We start from the raw sequence: 16,016 nt of genomic DNA, 5'->3' as shown, positions 1-16,016 counted from the left end.
CTTAACTGCTTATCAAGCTATTCAAAAAGCCCTCTCTCTTCATGGCTCCCTTTTTTCCCCTAGTTGAGCAATTACCACATAACTTGCAATCACTTCACAGAATTCCCTCTCGAGAATAGGTGTTTGCTGAACCAGTTTCTCCTGATCTAGACGAGATTTTGACTCTACCATTGTCGCTAAGTCAAAAAACTTGCCCTCATAGTCAAACTCCCCTTCTATGAAAGAAGTAATTGCGTTTAATCTTTGCATACCATCTATAATTTCAAAGACGGCATTTTTTTCTCTTTCAACTTCAGCTAGCAATATTATAGGTACTGGAAACCCTCTTAAAATAGAATCAATAAATGTTCTTTTTTCTTCAATCGCCCAAACAAGTTTTCTCTGATATCGTCTATTTACGTAAAAAAGGTTATTTATATAAAAATTGTAAATTCTCTGAATTGTTTCACTTCGGATTGACAGCTCTTTTTGAACATAAGACACGGTTTTTCGGGGGGATCGATTAGACATACTTTGAAAGATTTCCTAATTATTTATTTAATCGGTTTCATTTTAGCAAGAGAGGCGATCGCCAGCAACCCGACCACATCAATCGGATGCAATTCGTAAGCTCCTCAATTATATCATTTATGGTGGATGCTTCAACCAGAGGCGAACGAGCACTTACTTTGGAGGGCTGGTCTTGTCTTTGGGTCAGGAATGGTTCGTGCGCTCATTCGACCCTCCCCAACTGTACAATGAGCAGCAAGGTGGGTCATGCTAGCTTTCTCTATCTCTACGATAAAGGAAATTTGCGATCAGACTCCTTGTCGCTGTCCTACAATTTTATCAATGACTGCACTCATTAAAAATCCCTATCGTCCAGGGCTGGCACAGGCTGCACTGAATAATCAATCGCAAAGTCTACAGTTGCCTCCTCGTAAACCTGTTTCAAGACGTTAGATAGATTCGCCACAGGCTGTTGAGTTCCTGACTGCAAAGAAAACAAGAATTGGGGAATCGATTCTCGCACATTAAATGGGTAGAGTTCAGCTTCGAGACCGAGATTAGCCCGACTAACCAAAATCCGGTAGTCCGATGGCGTATGACAAATGTCATGGTTTGCAGTTTCGGGTTCAAGTTCAATAATTAGGAAGGCGATCAATTTTGAAAACCAGTAATATTATAGTTGCCTAAATAAACCTAAATCCTTTAGAGACAAAGAGGGTTAGTTAAATTTCTATATAGGACGGACGCAGAACATCTAAACCTCCCAAGATATTCTATACACCTTACTCCCTATGTAACGTCTTAACTATTTCTTTTTCTAAGCCCCGAGCGAGTTATTGTTTTTGGTGCGTTTGTCCATTTTTTTTGCTATAGTCCGATCGAGCAGACAATTATCAGGCCATCTACGCTATTTATGCCGTATATAACTATCCCTAAACAACTTAGGGAACCTTCCAGGGTCATCAAATCTCAACTTTTTTTACGGCCGAAACGCCTCGCTATTTTTGAAGCTTGTCTGATCGGGTTAATTTCAGGACTGGCTGGCGTTTTGCTCAAATCAGGAGTTGGATGGCTCGGCAGTTGGCGAGTTGCTACTTCGACAGTAATTCCAGCTTGGATATTACTGCCGGGCGTCGGTTTATTCGGCGGGTTGCTGACAGGTTTCTTGGTTGAGCGTTTTGCTCCCGAAACTGCAGGCAGCGGCATTCCTCACGTCAAAGCTGCTCTCGGCGGAGTCAATCTTTCCTTAGATTTGCGAGTAGCTGTAGCCAAACTTCTGACCACAATTTTAGCAGTTGGTTCCGGTTTAACTTTAGGAAGGCAAGGCCCGACTGTGCAAATAGGAGCATCTTTGGCCGGCTGGATAGGTCACTTGATGCCTACTTCTCCAGATTACCGCCGACAATTGATTGCTTGCGGTGCTGCTGCGGGATTGGCGGCTGGTTTCAATGCTCCCATTGCAGGAGTTTTGTTTGTAGTTGAAGAACTGCTGCACGACGTTTCGGGATTGACTTTAGGGACTGCAATTATCGCTTCATTTATCGGTGCAGTTGTCTCGCAGCTTTTGGGCGGCGATAGTTTAAGTTTGAACCTTCGCGCGTACCAAACCAGTTTTGATGCTCAGGAAATCCCGTTTTATATACTGTTAGGAGTTTTAGCGGGATTGCTGGGAGCTTTGTTCACCAAAGGGATTATTGCTAGCTTGCAATTTAACAGGCGATCGCTCAAATTAGCTTTGCCCGCGCGAGTGGCTCTAGCTGGTATCATCTGCGGTTCAGTAATAGCTCTCCTCCCAGAAACTTTCCGCAACAATACGGGTTTGCGAGAGTTTCTGCTGACCGGGGAAGCAAGCGGAATAACGAGTTTAATTGCTTTTATAGCTCATTTTTTCCTGACAATTATTTCCGCCGCTTCTGGAGCTCCGGGAGGATTGTTCTCCCCTTCCCTAGTTATGGGTTCTGCACTAGGTCACATGGTGGGCATTGTGCAGGCAGATTCCCTGGGCGTAGGTTTGCCGGTAACTTACGCTTTGGCGGGAATGGGAGCATTTTTTTGCGCGGTTACTAGAGCACCGATTACTGCGGTAGTAATTGTGTTTGAAATTACGGCGGATTTCAAATTAGTGCTGCCTTTGATGATCTGTTCTGTAGTTGCTTATTTAATGGCAGAAAAGGTAGAGAGTGGCTCGCTGTACACTCACCTTTTGGAGTTTAACGGCATTCAACTGACAAAAACAAAAGCTGCAAGCAATACTTTGAGCGACTTGTACGCAGATGACGTGATGCAGCGCCGAGTTGAAACTCTTTCGAGTTTGCTGACTTTCGATGAAGTGATGCAGGCTTTTTCGCGATCGCACCACCGAGGATTTCCAGTCGTTGAAGATGGCAAATTAGTCGGAATTGTCAGTCAAACCGATTTGGCAAATGCCCGCGAGCGCAATTTGTCCGGCAACTCGCTGCTCAAAGAATTTATGACTGTACAGCCGATCGCAGTCAAAGCAAGCGATACTTTAAGCGAGGTATTGTACAGGCTTAACAACTACAATATCAGCCGCTTACCAGTCGTAGAAGGTCGGCGTTTGGTGGGAATTATTACCCGCAGCGACATTATCCGAGTTGAATCCGATCGCCTCAGCGGAGAAACAACCCGGGGCCCGCATCCAGAACCTTCCTATGTTGTCTATCAAACCAGAGCTCCGCAAGTCGGAAACGGCCGCTTATTAGTGCCGCTTTCCAACCCCCAAACAGCACCCGCTTTGCTGCGGCTGGCGGCCGCGATCGCGCGCGATCGTAATTATGAATTAGAATGCCTGCAAATCATCTTAGTACCGCGCAACAGTTCCCCCTCAGAAACCACAGTGCGGACAACAAAAAGCCGCCGCCTGCTGCAACAAGCCGAACGAATTATTCGCAATTGGAACTTGCCTGTACACACCCAAATACGGGTAGCTCATGACGTACCTCACGCGATTTTAGAGACAATTAAGGAGCGACATATCGATTTAATTTTGATGGGATGGCAAGGCGAAACATCCACCACTGGACGCATTTTTGGTGATGTGGTCGATACCGTAATTAGGCAAGCCGGCTGCGAGGTTATTTTGGTTAAATGGAGCGAAAAAATATTAGCAAACCGCAAGAAAAATGAGTTTGCCACCGCTCTTAACGGGGGGAAATATGCGTCTATAGAATGCGACTTAAATCCCGAAAGAGTTGACGGCGCAGATCATCCCAAATTTGCGATATCCTCAGATTCATCAGCGACTCCAGAGACTGAACTTTCCCCGCCGAATTCAGACATTCCAGGGCCAGAATTGGGACTGCACACCCTGATGGGTTTGCACCGCTGGTTGGTTCCTATTCGGGGCGGTTACAAGCAAGCTGCAGCTTTGAGGCTGCTACCTGCTTTGGTGGCTGCAAGTGCTGTACCGGAGATTAAATTGTGTCAGGTTCACCAGCCTTCTGTTGCAGAACCAGATAGGGGGGAATTAAAGCAAGCAGCGGAGTTTATCAAGCGCAGGGTTAGCTGTTCGATAATAGCGACTTCGGTTTGCGCTAAATCGGTTTCGGATGCTTTAATTGATTTGGCTCAGAACGATCAGTGCGATGCGATCGTCCTGGGAGCTAGCCGGGAAGGGCTGCTGAAGCAGGTGATTCACGGGAACATTCCGGAATCTGTGGCGCGGGGGTGCGACTGTACAGTCATTTTAGTGCGATCGGCTTCTTAGCAAATTAATACTATTTTAGTCTTGTTTCCAGGCAGACCTCCTAAATAATTAGACTTTAAATAATTATGGCTTACAGCTAGATAGTTTTCCTAATCCGGAGGCGTTTTCCTGAATTCCCTTCAAATTTCATAAAAAACTATCCATGCCTTTTTCTGCTTCTGCTTCACAACAGCTAAATTCTCGCTTTCCTTTTATTTTTAACACTCAATTGCTTAGTAAGTGATGTATAATAATGCAAAGCAAAAAGCAGATTAATTCCAAAAAAAACCAAAGTTAAAACAAAGGTAAAAAAAGAGGTAAACGACAGCCGGGAAGTCATCGTAAACATAGCCAGAATGATGGAGCAAAGCCCAAAACCTGCAGCAAAAGAACTTAAAAGCAGCAACCGTACCCTAGACATAGTTTTATTGAAAAATTATCAGTAAAATACACTTTTGGCACCTAACGATGAGTGCCAAATGATAATTATTACTATATAGCGAAATTGCTCAGTTCCGCCAAGGACAAAACGACTGCTTTCCTCAAAAGGTTTGAATTCTACAAAAAAATACAGCCCGCGCTCTTGTAAACTCGTATTGCTCGACTTAATACCAATCAAAGGAATTCGCCAGCCCAAGCTGAGCATTCCACCTTTGGCTGTACAGCCAGCGCAGGTGCAATCCCGCTGACAGCAAACTATTAGTTTCCAAAACCGCGCTTTCCCTGGGGTTCCAAACATTGCCAAAATCCACAAACGGCGTCACCTGCAAAACTCCTTGTTTGTCGTCGGTGCGCTTGCATCGGATACCGCAACTCGCCTGAATAGAAAATCCCGCTATTATCGGCAAGCATTGCATCCTGACGGTAGCCCGGCAATGTGTCTGAGCCTCCTATACCGAATGGTTCGATCGCCAAAAGCTCTGCCTCAGCCAATTTCACATCACCGCCCCCAGCAGCGTCTCACGAGCCAACCACCGCACGTACTGCAATTGACCGCTGCCAAGTCAAAAATTGACTGTCTGAGCTGCTGCTGCTCACCTTAGCGCCCAATGCTGCCATTCCCAGAGTGAACTGCGATCGCCTCGCCAAGACATCTCTCCCCTTTGAGTAAAATCCTGAAACAGCCTCAGCACCGCAACCGGATTTCTATCCGGATTATCTGCTTCCGGCGACAGTGGAAAATCCTTTCGCAGCAAAGATGTATCGCTTTCTCGACTGCAGGTACCAATATTGATCGCGATTTCTTTTCTGGGATTTTGCACGATCGGCTCGCGGTAAATCAACTGCCAACTACTTCCCATCGATCGACTTTTATCGTACCCGGAATCTTAGCAATTCTGCAGGCTGTGCCAGTGGGGGAACAGCAGGTGGCAAAAGCGGTTCGCCTGAAGGCAAGGGCTTTGGTGTTGCGGGTTATGGGAGAGGAGCCGGATTTGGCAGCCGCGGGTTAGGAATCGGAAATTCGTGTCTATTTTCTCCTCGGTTCGGCAATTGAGGGAGAGTTTCTGCAGGCTCACTTTGGGTCGATCGATCAAACTCCGGGATGCTATTTTCTTGCTCTTTACTGCCTCTATCTAATTCTGAACCCGAGTATAAATCACGAAGCCGATCGCGATCGTCTGCTGTTTCTTGATTTAGTTTTAATTGAGACAGTAAATTATCCTGTAAAATGGGCGCTTGCACCCCTGAGTCGGTAGCAACCATCGACTCGTTAACACTTAGAGCTGATAGCAGTGCGGGACAAATAGCTGCAATTGAAAAACCAAGTGCTAATGCCTTGAAAAACTTGATTTTACAAAAGCCTCTAGAAAATTGCACGGGCATGACAGGTTAGCAATATTTGATAGTTATTTACACTTACGATCGGGCGCGACCGACGCAATTGCAAGGAATAAAATTACTTTATCACTTTTTAAAGAGTTAATTTCTTAAATCAATATAAAGATAGTTGACAGCACTCCTGTTTTGTGTAATGACAAATTGCTCAAAAACTCTTACCTCCCAAGCTAGACTTCTTGCAAGAAATAAAATTACTTTATCACTTTTTAAAGAGTTAATTTCTTAAGTCAATATAAAGATAGTTGACATCACTTCTGTTTTGTGTAGTCAAAAATTACCAAAAAAACTCCGACCTCCCAAGCTAGCCCTGTAGGTCGGCGGAGCATTCTATCAAACCTGCGATCTGAGAAATAGGTAAATTTTGATAGAGATTACTACATTTTATTGAGCTGCGATCGCAATTCTTCCAACTCAGCGTCAATCACCGGGCTCGACTCCGAGCTACTAGCTGCTGCCGTTTTACCCGCAGCCGGCAATTGACCTTGAGACACAGAACCCCCGGTCAGTTGAGCTTTCATCTGAGCCAACTCGTCGTCAACATCACCACCGCTTTCGAGCAAGCGGAACTGTTCCTCTAAATTGCTGCTGCCGGCTGCCAATTCTGCCGAAGCCCCCGCGCGAGCTTCAATCTGCAAAACTTTTTCTTCCATGCGATCGAAAGCCGCCATTGAACTGCCTGTATTCAAGGTGCCAATGGTATTGTTGAGCTGTTCCTGAGCTTTAGCCGCCGATATCCTCGCTTTGAGCATATCCTTCTTAGTCTTAGCTTCAGAAATTTTGCTCTCCAAACCGATCAAGTTGCGCTTGAGACTTTCCACCTGAGCCGATTGCTGATCCAGACTGGCTTTCAGCGTAGCCGCCGTTTCAGCGTGAGACTTTTTGCGAACTAGCGCTTCCCGGGCCAAAGTCTCGTCTCCTTTTTGCAGGGCTAGCTGAGCGCGCTGCTGCCACTGGTTAGACTGAGATTCAGCTTGATTGTACTGAGTCTGGGTGCGCTTTTGAGTTGCGATCGCGCTGGCAACGGCCTGACGCAACTGCACCAAGTCTTCCTGCATATCCGTAACGGACTGTTCTAAAATCTTTTCCGGGTCTTCAGCTTTGTTGACCAGATCGTTAAGATTGGCTTTGACGACTCGGCTAATGCGGTCAAATAATCCCATAATGCTATTTTTCCTGGGTGAGGTGTACGAAGTAGGCGGAAAGCAGGCTTGATAGCCCTAGCCCGCAGTTGTGAAATTCACTCTTGTCAGATTTTTAGTGCGATTTAGTTTTTGGCAATTTTTGCAGACAGATAAATCCAGTTTAAAGCGATCGAGTAATGCGATGCAGGCAAGCTTATTCATGCACCTATCTATTGAGTTTAACGTCGATCCGGGAATTCCCCAACAGGCTTCGAGCCATCTCTAGCTAGGCTGTTGAGAAGTTTTTGCTCGTCCCGACTATTGTTCTGCTGCTTGGAGTTCAGGATGCGGGCGGCTCGCCCGACGGCAATTTGGGTGTATTGTTGCCCGGAAGCATTTGTGCTTTCATCGCCGCCAACTCGGTATCCACATCGTCGGCACCTTCGAGAGAGAGAAACTTCTTTTCTAAATCATTAGTTCCGAGTTCTGCGATTGCTTCGGAGCGAGCTTCTAGCTGCATGACTTTCTCTTCCATCCGTTCAAACGCGCTCAAAGCGCTGCCGGTACTCAGATTGCCCATCATTTCTTGCAGCCTTTCCGACGACGCGGCCGATCGAGCTCGGGCAATGTACATATCTTTTTTAGATTTTGCCTCGGAAATTTTACTTTCGAGCGCCCGCATATTTTCTTTAAGTTTAGTCACAACAGCGTTCTGTTGCCCGAGACTGGCTTTCATCGCCGTTGCCGTTTCTTGATAAGATTTTTTGCGCGTCAGAGCTTCCCGCGCCAAATTTTCCTCGCCTTTTTGCAAAGCTAGCTGCGCCCGCTGATGCCATTCTGCGGCTGTAGACTCAGCTTGGGAACACTGGCGTTCGGTGCGTTTTTGAGCTGCAATCGCTCCTGCGACAGCTTGTCTGAGCTGCACTAAGTCTTCCTGCATATCCATTACAGCCTGTTCCAGAATTTTTTCGGGGTCTTCTGCAGCCCCGACCAAACTGTTAATATTGGCTCGAATCACTCGCCATAGGCGATCGAATAATCCCATTTTGCCAGTCTCCCGATTTTATTAAATTTTAGATTTAGGACTGGGAATTGACAATTACAAAACCAATTTTGTGTTAGACAAAACATTCCTCATTGTCTAGCTTTGTCTAACAATTTAGTTAAAGTTTTTCACCCTTTACCTAATTTATGGCTGATAGTATTGTGGCTTCACCCCTTTTTCTTGGAGTTCTTTCGCCAAACGTTCTGCTGAGGCAGGATCGTTCAAAGCCCCCATTTGGATCTTGACACCCTTTGAGAAGTTCCGCACGTAGGCATCTGGAACTGCGGTTCTGGCTTGCTGCAGCGATTTTTCGCCTGTGTAATCGGTGACAACGTAATAAAAACCGTCAGCGGCCCGTGCAGGCCTTCCCAGCGGGGATGCGGCGGCTGGCGATGCGGCGGCCGGGGATGCTGTCGCCGGGGATGCGGCGGCAGGCTGGGCTGGGGAGGGTGTTGGAGGCAGTGTCGGCAGAGTCGGCACTGGCTGCGCGGCACTGGGGCTGGGAGTGGGAAGCAAAGCCGTACTCAGATTGCTGAGTCCTTGTTCCCTGCCTCTGGCCGGGTTGCCGTCTTCTGTAGGAATTGGCACAGCCCCGCTGGGACCCGGAGGCGCTGGCGGAGTTGGCGGGATTGATGCTTTTGGTGACGGGGAAGGAATCGGGCTGACTGTCGGCTGGACATTGCTGAGAGTGCTCAAATCTAGCTCGACAAATTCTTTGGATACCAGATTTGGAGCTTTCGGCAGTTCTTTGGTGCTGGTATCTGAGATGGAAGTAGAGGCGGGACTGTCGTTTGGAGAGGATGAGGTGCGATCGAGCAAACGATTCAGGCCGACCATCTTAACTAGATTTGACGGGTACATGACTGCATAGCCCAAAGCTGTGCACGACAGCAAAAACAGCAGCATCGAACTCAGTCCCAACGGAGTTAACAAACTGGCGGCTAAACTGCGTTCTACCGCAGGCTCAGCTTTTGACTCGTCCAAACTTTCGATCAGTTTTTCGCTTGATTCGAGATAATTGTTGGGTGCGAAAGCACTGCTAGATAATTTTGTGCCACCCCTGGTAGTTGCTAGCGGGGCATCGCCCTGAGTGCCGGCAAGGGATAGGGGCAGCGATAGCGGCTGCTGGGTTTCTTCCGCAGTCTCCGGCGCCAAATTTTGGGCTAGCTGTTGCTCGGTTGTGGCTGTTTGCTTGCCGGTACGAACTGAGGGCGACACCCACTGTTCGGCCCGCCGCCTGTGCCTTCTGTATGTTGTCAGTTCTGCTTCTAGGTTTACATCTAGACTCCCCAGGACTGCTTGCAAAGCAGGGTTGATTGGGGTTGAAGAGGATTGATGATTTGGGGATTCAACCGAAGAACGCTTACTCATTAGCAAAACTCCTACCGCCTCTGAATTAATTTTAATGTTTTGATTTTGACACTCCCGGGCCTAAAGGCGTGGGGATTCTTGCTTCGCAGGGATTCCAATGAATTTACCCTCGGCAAGCATCTTGACCGTATGCCCTACGGCTGCAAGCCCTCGGTTGAGAACTACTTGTGCGGCTGCAACATCTCTGTCGGTTGTATAGCCGCAATTGTGACACGAGTGAGTTGGTTGTGATAACTCTTTTTTGCTTGTTTGGTTAAGGCAATTGGGACAAATTTGGCTAGTCTTTTTAGCATCTAGTTTCTGGAAATACACACCGCGCTTAAAGCAAGTTTTCTCCAATATGTTGAAGAATTGCCCAAACCCAGCATCTAAGCAGTGCTTACCTAACATCCCCGTTTTCAGTTCGACCAGATTAAGGTCTTCGACAAACACCATACCCGCGTCATCACAGATTTGATGTGACAACTTGCGATGCCAGTCTTTTCGGCCGTTTGCCACGTATTCATGCAGCAAAGCGACTTTTTTTTGAGCCTTTTTCCAATTATTTGACCCGATTTTTTTTCTAGTAACGCGCTGTTGCAGCAATTTAAGCTTGCGTTCTGCGTCAGCAAAAAACCTCGTTCTTTTAATTAAAAGCCCGTTAGAAGTTGAAATCAAATTAGTCAACCCTATATCAATTCCTACGGGATTGCCGTGAGGAATGATATCGGGAATTGAGACATCCCATTGCAAAGTCAACATTATATACCAGCCACTAGACCGTCTAACGACGCGAGCCTGTTTGATGATTGCGCCCTGGGGGATGGGACGTGACTGACAAAATTTTATCGAGCCAATTACAGGCAATTTAAAGCGGTTGCCTTGATGGAAAGTTGTACCCAACTGTGGGAAACTCAAAGACCTCAAAGCACCCTGTTTTTTGAACCGAGGAAACCCGTGATTTTGCTCCCACATACTGACGAAAGCTTTTTCCAATCTCCGCAGCGTTTGTTGCAACACCTGAGCGTTGACTCGCTGCAATGCGGGGCTGGTCTTCCTGTATGCTGTTAAAGCCTTGCATTGACTTGAATATGTCGGTCTAGGCTCCTCAGCAGGAATAATATACTCGGAGCCAATGGAGCAAGAGTTGATCTGACATTTGCGTGAGTTGTACCAGTCTTTGCGTTCTCTTAGGGCATAGTTGTACACCTTGCGGCACTGTTCTAGCCAATCTTCAAAAACTGCTATTTGTGTCGCTGTGGGCTTCAACTTAAATTCAAACGTCAAATTAAACACTTGCTTCACCTCCTTGACTTAGCATACAGCAAGTCTACAAATCGTCTAAGAATTTCTTAGAACCAATTAAAATAGCCCGCTTATGGGCGAGGCTCTCACCCCAAAATTTTGGTAGATATAGAGAAGAAGCTTAAAAACTTGCCTATTTTATGATTAGCTACTTTTGGTGTCTATGCAACAGGGACCCGATCGCCTCCTGTCGATCGCCGGCAGCTATTTTTCATTTTCATTTGAAAACTTAATTGTTGCTGTTTTCCAGAGGCTGCTTAGCGACACTCTCAGCGAATTTTTGTATTCTAAGCTACCGCCTGTTTGTAACCTCTCATACTCTTCGGGCATTTGTACTTTTTCTTGATCCCTAACGGCTTTATAAACTTTTAACCTTTGTTTTTACCTATACAATGAGCAAGCACCGAGCTAATTGTTTCTATATATAACGAGATTATAAATAAATTATAAAATTTAATTATGCTTCGGGGATCGCTACAACCCAGACAGCATAAAGGTTGGGATGCTCTAAAACCTGCTAGCTCTACAAAGGAGAATTAGAGATGAAAATGATTTCCCTAAGAACTTTTATGCAAACCTCATTAACTTCACCTTTAACTTCAGCTTGTGGTCACTGCCGTCACTATACCCCTGAAGGCAGACGCGGGGGTGTTTGCGCTTTACTAGGCGGGCCGGTTCAAAGTCACTGGAAAGCTTGTGCTTTAGCAGTTTCGCCTTTTAGGTCATCTTGGGAAAACATAGAAGAAATTGGACTGTGGCAAGAACCCACTGTGACGCTGCAGGATGCCACCCTCACTCTTTCTGAGCGTCATGCCTGCCAGCTTACAGGCACAACGTTAACCGAAAAAACCGCAGCAGCAGTCTCGGTTTAGTTCGTCGGCTGCCCTGCTGCTCATACCATTTTCGATTTTCGATTTTCGATAGGGGAATCACCGATCATTATCATGGTTTGGATCTGGCAAAGCAGTTTCATTCTTTTTGGGAACTGGTATCAATACTGACACTTTTGGACGATCGGGTGCATTTGGCTTTACTAACTCATAAAAATCAGCAGTATCTACTTTAATATGAGCGCATAAAAAAACTGATTTTTCCATCCCGCTATGGCAGCCAAGGATATTGACTAAAATCAGGTTGCCGTTTTTCCAAAAAGGCTTGTTTGCCTTCGGCGCCTTCCTGCGTCATATAGTACAGCAAAGTGGCATTTCCCGCCAGTTCTTGCAAACCGGCTTGACCGTCGCAGTCGGCATTAAAGGCAGATTTCAAGCAGCGAATCGCGATCGGACTTTTTTCGAGAATTTCCGCAGCCCACTGAATCCCTTCTCTTTCTAGTTGTTCGACGGGCACGACGCAGTTGACTAAACCCATTTCTAGGGCTTGCTGTGCGCTGTACTGGCGACACAAAAACCAAATTTCTCTGGCTTTTTTCTGGCCGACAACTCTGGCGAGATAGCTAGCTCCGAAACCACCGTCGAAACTGCCGACTTTGGGACCGGTCTGTCCGAAAATAGCATTGTCAGCAGCGATCGTCAAGTCGCAAATTAAGTGGAGAACGTGACCCCCTCCAATTGCGTAGCCTGCAACTAAAGCAATTACTACTTTGGGCATAGAGCGAATCAACTTCTGCAAGTCGAGCACGTTCAAGCGGGGTATGCCACCTTCGTCTACATATCCCGCCGTACCCCGCACGCTTTGGTCGCCGCCGGCGCAAAAGGCGTATTTGCCGTCTGTATGAGGCCCCGCACCGGTGAACAGGACAACGCCGATTTTTGTGTCTTCGCGGGCATCAGTAAAGGCATCGCACAGTTCCAGCACGGTTTTGGGACGGAAAGCGTTCCGTTTGTGAGGTCGATTGATGGTAATTTTGGCGGTGCCGCCGCTTTTGTGATAGAGAATGTCTTCGTAGGTTTTGGCGGTTTGCCATTCAATTTGCATAATCAATCAATTTGAGATTTGAGATTGAGCTGGGTCAATCAAGGCAGCGACAAGTCGCTTTTAGATTTTAGAGGCATTCGGTTCAATGGGATACAAGGGTCGATCGACTCTTGCAAAAAAAATAAAGCGGGACTTAGGCAGAAACCAGGTTTTTGATCGAGATACGCCGTGCAGCGCTCTTGGTAGGGGTTAAACAACCCGGTTTTTGAGGGTAAGAGCGCCCAAGTCCCATCTCAAATGGAAACACCGTCAAATCCTCGAAATCCTCTCACTACTTTGTACTGCCCAAAAATTTGCGCTGGATTATTTGCGGAGTAAAATACTCAGCAAGTGCTTTGCTGCTTTGCCAAATACCGGATCGCGGGACTCGAATTCGCTGGGATCGAGTAAAGCTTGAACTTCGCCAAAAGCTTCTGAGTCGAGGGTCCCTTCTTTAGTAAATAAAGTGTCTAGGACTGCAATGTGTCTGGAGTCGAGGCCGAGCCGATTTGCGATCGACTGTAAGTACATTTGCTCCCGCATATCGATGTGCCCGTCGGCTGCTGACATTTCGTAGCCGGAACCGATAAGCAACAGTTTTTCTGATTCTGAGAACAAAGCTGTCAGGGTTAGCAATTCCGTGGGGTTGAAGTAAACCTGCTGTTTGGATACTCCTTTGACAAGGCGCTGAATTAGTTCTACCCGATCGCGGTCGCCGCTGGCAAAGGCTTTGAGAGTCTTTTGCAGCCGTTCTTCTTCTTCAACTGCGATCGTCCTGTCAATAATCATCACTCCGCGCAGGATGGAAATTAGAGCAGTCACAAACACTACCAAAGGAGTGATATCTTGTTCGCGCAGCTTTTGCCGGCTAATGCGGCACAACAGCTCAACAATTTCAGTGGTGATCGTCGTGGTGTCCATAATTAAAAATGACTTTCTATTAAGCTGTGATGTAACTTTCTTTCTCGATCTTAAGTTTTTCTGTTACGTAGGTATGACGTGAATTCTAAAACTGAGCCATTGTCTATTAGTGATACTACTTATTTTATTCACAAACACTGGATGACTAGGGCTGTGGAATTGGCGCAAGCAGCCGGTGATGCCGGTGAAGTACCCGTGGGTGCTGCCATTGTTGACGGTACTGGCAAATTGATTGCTGAAGCGCAAAATCGGCGAGAGCGAGACTGCGATCCGACTGCTCACGCTGAAATCTTGGCTTTGCGGGCGGCCGGCCAAGTTTTGCAAGACTGGCATCTGAACCAATGCACGCTGTATGTAACACTGGAACCTTGCCCGATGTGCGCTGGTGCGATCGTCCAAGCTCGGATTGGCCTGCTGGTATACGGAGCAGATGACCCGAAAACTGGCACGATTCGGACTGCGGCTAATATTCCCGATAGCGCGCATTCGTGTCACCGCTTAGAGGTGCTCGGCGGTATTATGGAGTCTGTTTGCCGCGATCAGTTGCTTTCTTGGTTTGAAGGGCGCCGGAAAAATTAACAGGTAAAATTTTTTACTTTCTTCGGGGCGAGGTTTAATCAAAATTGACCCTTTAGCTGAAATAATAGATCCGTAATTGCCCGATCGAGCTTTCCAGGCGGCCGACTACTTTGTATTGGTGCTGTCCGGTTGGCTGAGGTTTTATCTGTTAGAGATTATCTCTTGCGGGCGCGATCGCTCGATCGGTACAAGGCCAATAGCAAAACTGTCCCGACCCAAAAACTAAAGATTTGTCCAATCACTTACTTTAGACTTGAGATCTCGAGAGAGCAGCTTAATTGCTATGCCCCACACCGCCACGATCGCCGTTGAGTCCAGTAAATCATCTCTAGTGAAGCCAATGCCTGCCAAGGTAGCATCTAATACCTCTCGCGTTTCTCCTTGGTTAACCTCCTTGCTCTATCCGCTAGGTCACTATGTTGTCCTACCGTTTCATTTTGGCAAGATTGAGATAACCGGACAGGAGCACTTGCCGAAAGACGGGCCTGTCATCTTAGCCCCTACGCACCGCTCCCGGTGGGATGCCCTGATGATGCCCTATTCAACGGGACAGAAGGTGACTGGACGCGATTTGCGGTTTATGGTAACTGCTGATGAGGTCAAAGGACTGCAAGGTTGGTTCATCAGACATTTGGGGGGTTTTGCTGTGGATCTCAAGCATCCGGCAATTGGCAGTCTCCGTTATGGGGTGGAACTACTCCTCGACAGGGAAATGTTGGTGATTTTTCCCGAAGGCGGTATTTTTCAGGATGGCGAAGTTCATCCGATTAAGCCGGGATTGGCGCGTTTGGCAATGCAAGCAGAGTTGAGCAAACCGGGTTTGGGGGTGAAAATTGTACCGATGAGTATCCGCTATCGCCCGCGCATTCCTCAATGGGGTTCTCACGTAAAAATTGCGATCGGTGCTCCGATTTCCGTGGCGGATTATGCCAATGGTGGCGGTGGTAAAAAAGAAGCACGATTGTTGAGTGCCCAGCTCGAAATGGATCTTAAAAAGCTTGATGAAAGTTGAGAAGAAGGAAGTTCGGCAACGGATTCTGTAACGGATGTAACGGATATCTGGAAGAAGGAAGTTCGGCAACGGATTCTGTAACGGATGTTAGGAAGAAGGAAGAAGGAATTATGATATAATGTTGTATGGTGCTGTCGAGAGCTGTACCACTTGTTTTGTTTGGTTATATATGTATTAAAAGTCAGGATTAATGGGTTGTGCTTTGAACTTTAAGCCTGGTCAAATTGTTAGTTTAGAATGTGGAGATGCGTGCCTGCATTCCGAGGTAATCCAAGTGGTTGAGGCACGTCAAGTTTGTTGGGTGCGCCCTTTGATGTTAGTTGTATCGGCGTCGGGGAAGGATTTTTCGGCAGAATACACTTTATCCGATTTGCGAGATGGTGCTGATTTGCTTTGGCCGCTGAGCTTGTTTCGGGCGGCTTTAGATACTGAGGTAATTTCACTATTGACCGAGTTGCACTCTCTGGATGCTGAAAAAAAGGATGGTGCGATCGCATCTCGGCAACTTAGAGATTTTGTCGATCGAGTTTGGGAAGCTTTTCCCAGTGCTTTTCATTAAGTAGATATCTGGCGTTTTATCTATTAGTCCGCCAGGGGTTGAAAACCCCTGTCTAATAGCTAAAGTCCTGTTGCATAGGACTGATACCCTCTTGATTCTTCAGTCCGCGTAGGCGGACTTCGTTTGTCTAGAAGCGATTTCAATCGCCCAATTTTCTTTTCGCTTTTCGCAGACTC

The 16,016-nt window shown here is 46.9% G+C and carries 17 protein-coding genes; 7 read left to right on the top strand and 10 right to left on the bottom strand.

Going from position 1 to position 16,016, the window contains the following annotated elements; all coding sequences use genetic code 11:
- Window positions 1-39: 39 nt before the first annotated feature.
- A complete protein-coding gene (locus QUA33_RS14925) occupies window positions 40-483 on the bottom strand; it encodes a DUF262 domain-containing protein (protein ID WP_333149235.1) in 444 nt (147 codons plus the stop codon).
- 361 nt (window positions 484-844) lie between these two features.
- A complete protein-coding gene (locus QUA33_RS14920; RefSeq protein WP_333149234.1) occupies window positions 845-1,144 on the bottom strand; it encodes a DUF4058 family protein in 300 nt (99 codons plus the stop codon).
- A 258-nt stretch (window positions 1,145-1,402) separates the two neighbouring features.
- Here QUA33_RS14920 and QUA33_RS14915 point away from each other — a divergent pair, with 258 nt between their 5' ends.
- Window positions 1,403-4,216, top strand: coding sequence for a chloride channel protein (locus QUA33_RS14915; RefSeq protein WP_333149233.1), 2,814 nt, complete (start codon window positions 1,403-1,405; stop codon window positions 4,214-4,216).
- A 584-nt stretch (window positions 4,217-4,800) separates the two neighbouring features.
- Here the strand turns inward: QUA33_RS14915 and QUA33_RS14910 are convergent.
- Window positions 4,801-5,043 (bottom strand): hypothetical protein, encoded by a 243-nt coding sequence (locus tag QUA33_RS14910; RefSeq protein WP_333149232.1) that lies wholly within the window; start codon window positions 5,041-5,043, stop codon window positions 4,801-4,803.
- Between the two features lie 255 nt (window positions 5,044-5,298).
- On the opposite strand from QUA33_RS14910, the gene QUA33_RS14905 reads away from it, so the two are divergent.
- Window positions 5,299-5,646 carry a hypothetical protein gene (locus QUA33_RS14905; RefSeq protein ID WP_333149231.1) on the top strand — a complete coding sequence of 116 codons (348 nt, stop codon included), beginning with the start codon at window positions 5,299-5,301 and terminating at the stop codon, window positions 5,644-5,646.
- Here QUA33_RS14905 and QUA33_RS14900 read toward each other — a convergent pair.
- Together QUA33_RS14900 and QUA33_RS14895 are read right to left on the bottom strand one after the other, a co-directional pair.
- Complete coding sequence (locus QUA33_RS14900) at window positions 5,609-5,899, bottom strand: hypothetical protein (RefSeq protein WP_333149230.1); 291 nt, start codon at window positions 5,897-5,899, stop codon at window positions 5,609-5,611. The two genes, QUA33_RS14905 and QUA33_RS14900, sit on opposite strands and share 38 nt — an antisense overlap.
- 509 nt (window positions 5,900-6,408) lie before the next feature.
- Entirely contained in the window at window positions 6,409-7,194 is a 786-nt protein-coding gene (locus QUA33_RS14895) for a PspA/IM30 family protein (RefSeq protein WP_015176249.1), read from the bottom strand.
- Between the two features lie 70 nt (window positions 7,195-7,264).
- Between QUA33_RS14895 and QUA33_RS14890 the strand changes: the two genes are divergently transcribed.
- Complete coding sequence (locus QUA33_RS14890; protein WP_190274389.1) at window positions 7,265-7,441, top strand: hypothetical protein; 177 nt, start codon at window positions 7,265-7,267, stop codon at window positions 7,439-7,441.
- A gap of 54 nt (window positions 7,442-7,495) precedes the next feature.
- On the opposite strand, the gene QUA33_RS14885 is transcribed toward QUA33_RS14890, so the two are convergent.
- The 3 genes from QUA33_RS14885 to QUA33_RS14875 all read right to left on the bottom strand — a co-directional run bounded on the left by QUA33_RS14885 (window position 7,496) and on the right by QUA33_RS14875 (window position 10,846).
- Window positions 7,496-8,200: a PspA/IM30 family protein gene (locus tag QUA33_RS14885; RefSeq protein ID WP_333149229.1), complete on the bottom strand. Its 705-nt coding sequence runs from the start codon at window positions 8,198-8,200 to the stop codon at window positions 7,496-7,498.
- 144 nt (window positions 8,201-8,344) lie between these two features.
- Window positions 8,345-9,571 (bottom strand): SPOR domain-containing protein, encoded by a 1,227-nt coding sequence (locus QUA33_RS14880; protein WP_333149228.1) that lies wholly within the window; start codon window positions 9,569-9,571, stop codon window positions 8,345-8,347.
- Between the two features lie 60 nt (window positions 9,572-9,631).
- Entirely contained in the window at window positions 9,632-10,846 is a 1,215-nt protein-coding gene (locus QUA33_RS14875; RefSeq protein WP_333149227.1) for a transposase, read from the bottom strand.
- A gap of 578 nt (window positions 10,847-11,424) precedes the next feature.
- On the opposite strand from QUA33_RS14875, the gene QUA33_RS14870 reads away from it, so the two are divergent.
- Window positions 11,425-11,727, top strand: a complete 303-nt coding sequence (locus QUA33_RS14870; protein ID WP_333149226.1) for a hypothetical protein — start codon at window positions 11,425-11,427, stop codon at window positions 11,725-11,727.
- A 229-nt stretch (window positions 11,728-11,956) separates the two neighbouring features.
- Here QUA33_RS14870 and menB read toward each other — a convergent pair whose 3' ends face one another.
- Together menB and QUA33_RS14860 are read right to left on the bottom strand one after the other, a co-directional pair.
- Window positions 11,957-12,790 (bottom strand): 1,4-dihydroxy-2-naphthoyl-CoA synthase, encoded by an 834-nt coding sequence (gene menB / locus QUA33_RS14865; RefSeq protein WP_333095756.1) that lies wholly within the window; start codon window positions 12,788-12,790, stop codon window positions 11,957-11,959.
- Between the two features lie 303 nt (window positions 12,791-13,093).
- Window positions 13,094-13,690 (bottom strand): TerB family tellurite resistance protein, encoded by a 597-nt coding sequence (locus QUA33_RS14860; RefSeq protein WP_333095745.1) that lies wholly within the window; start codon window positions 13,688-13,690, stop codon window positions 13,094-13,096.
- Window positions 13,691-13,768: 78 nt separating this feature from the next.
- Between QUA33_RS14860 and tadA the strand changes: the two genes are divergently transcribed.
- From tadA to QUA33_RS14845, 3 genes are all read left to right on the top strand, one after another.
- Window positions 13,769-14,269, top strand: a complete 501-nt coding sequence (gene tadA / locus QUA33_RS14855) for a tRNA adenosine(34) deaminase TadA (protein WP_333149225.1) — start codon at window positions 13,769-13,771, stop codon at window positions 14,267-14,269.
- 283 nt (window positions 14,270-14,552) lie between these two features.
- Window positions 14,553-15,281, top strand: coding sequence for a lysophospholipid acyltransferase family protein (locus tag QUA33_RS14850; protein ID WP_333149224.1), 729 nt, complete (start codon window positions 14,553-14,555; stop codon window positions 15,279-15,281).
- A 202-nt stretch (window positions 15,282-15,483) separates the two neighbouring features.
- Entirely contained in the window at window positions 15,484-15,840 is a 357-nt protein-coding gene (locus QUA33_RS14845; protein ID WP_333149223.1) for a hypothetical protein, read from the top strand.
- The last annotated feature ends 176 nt before the right edge of the window (window positions 15,841-16,016 follow it).

The sequence above is a fragment of the Microcoleus sp. Pol14D4 genome, from assembly GCF_036701245.1.
Classification (GTDB): domain Bacteria; phylum Cyanobacteriota; class Cyanobacteriia; order Cyanobacteriales; family Microcoleaceae; genus Microcoleus.
Note: the sequence above shows the minus strand (reverse complement) of the source record. Positions and strands in the feature narration are given on the sequence as shown.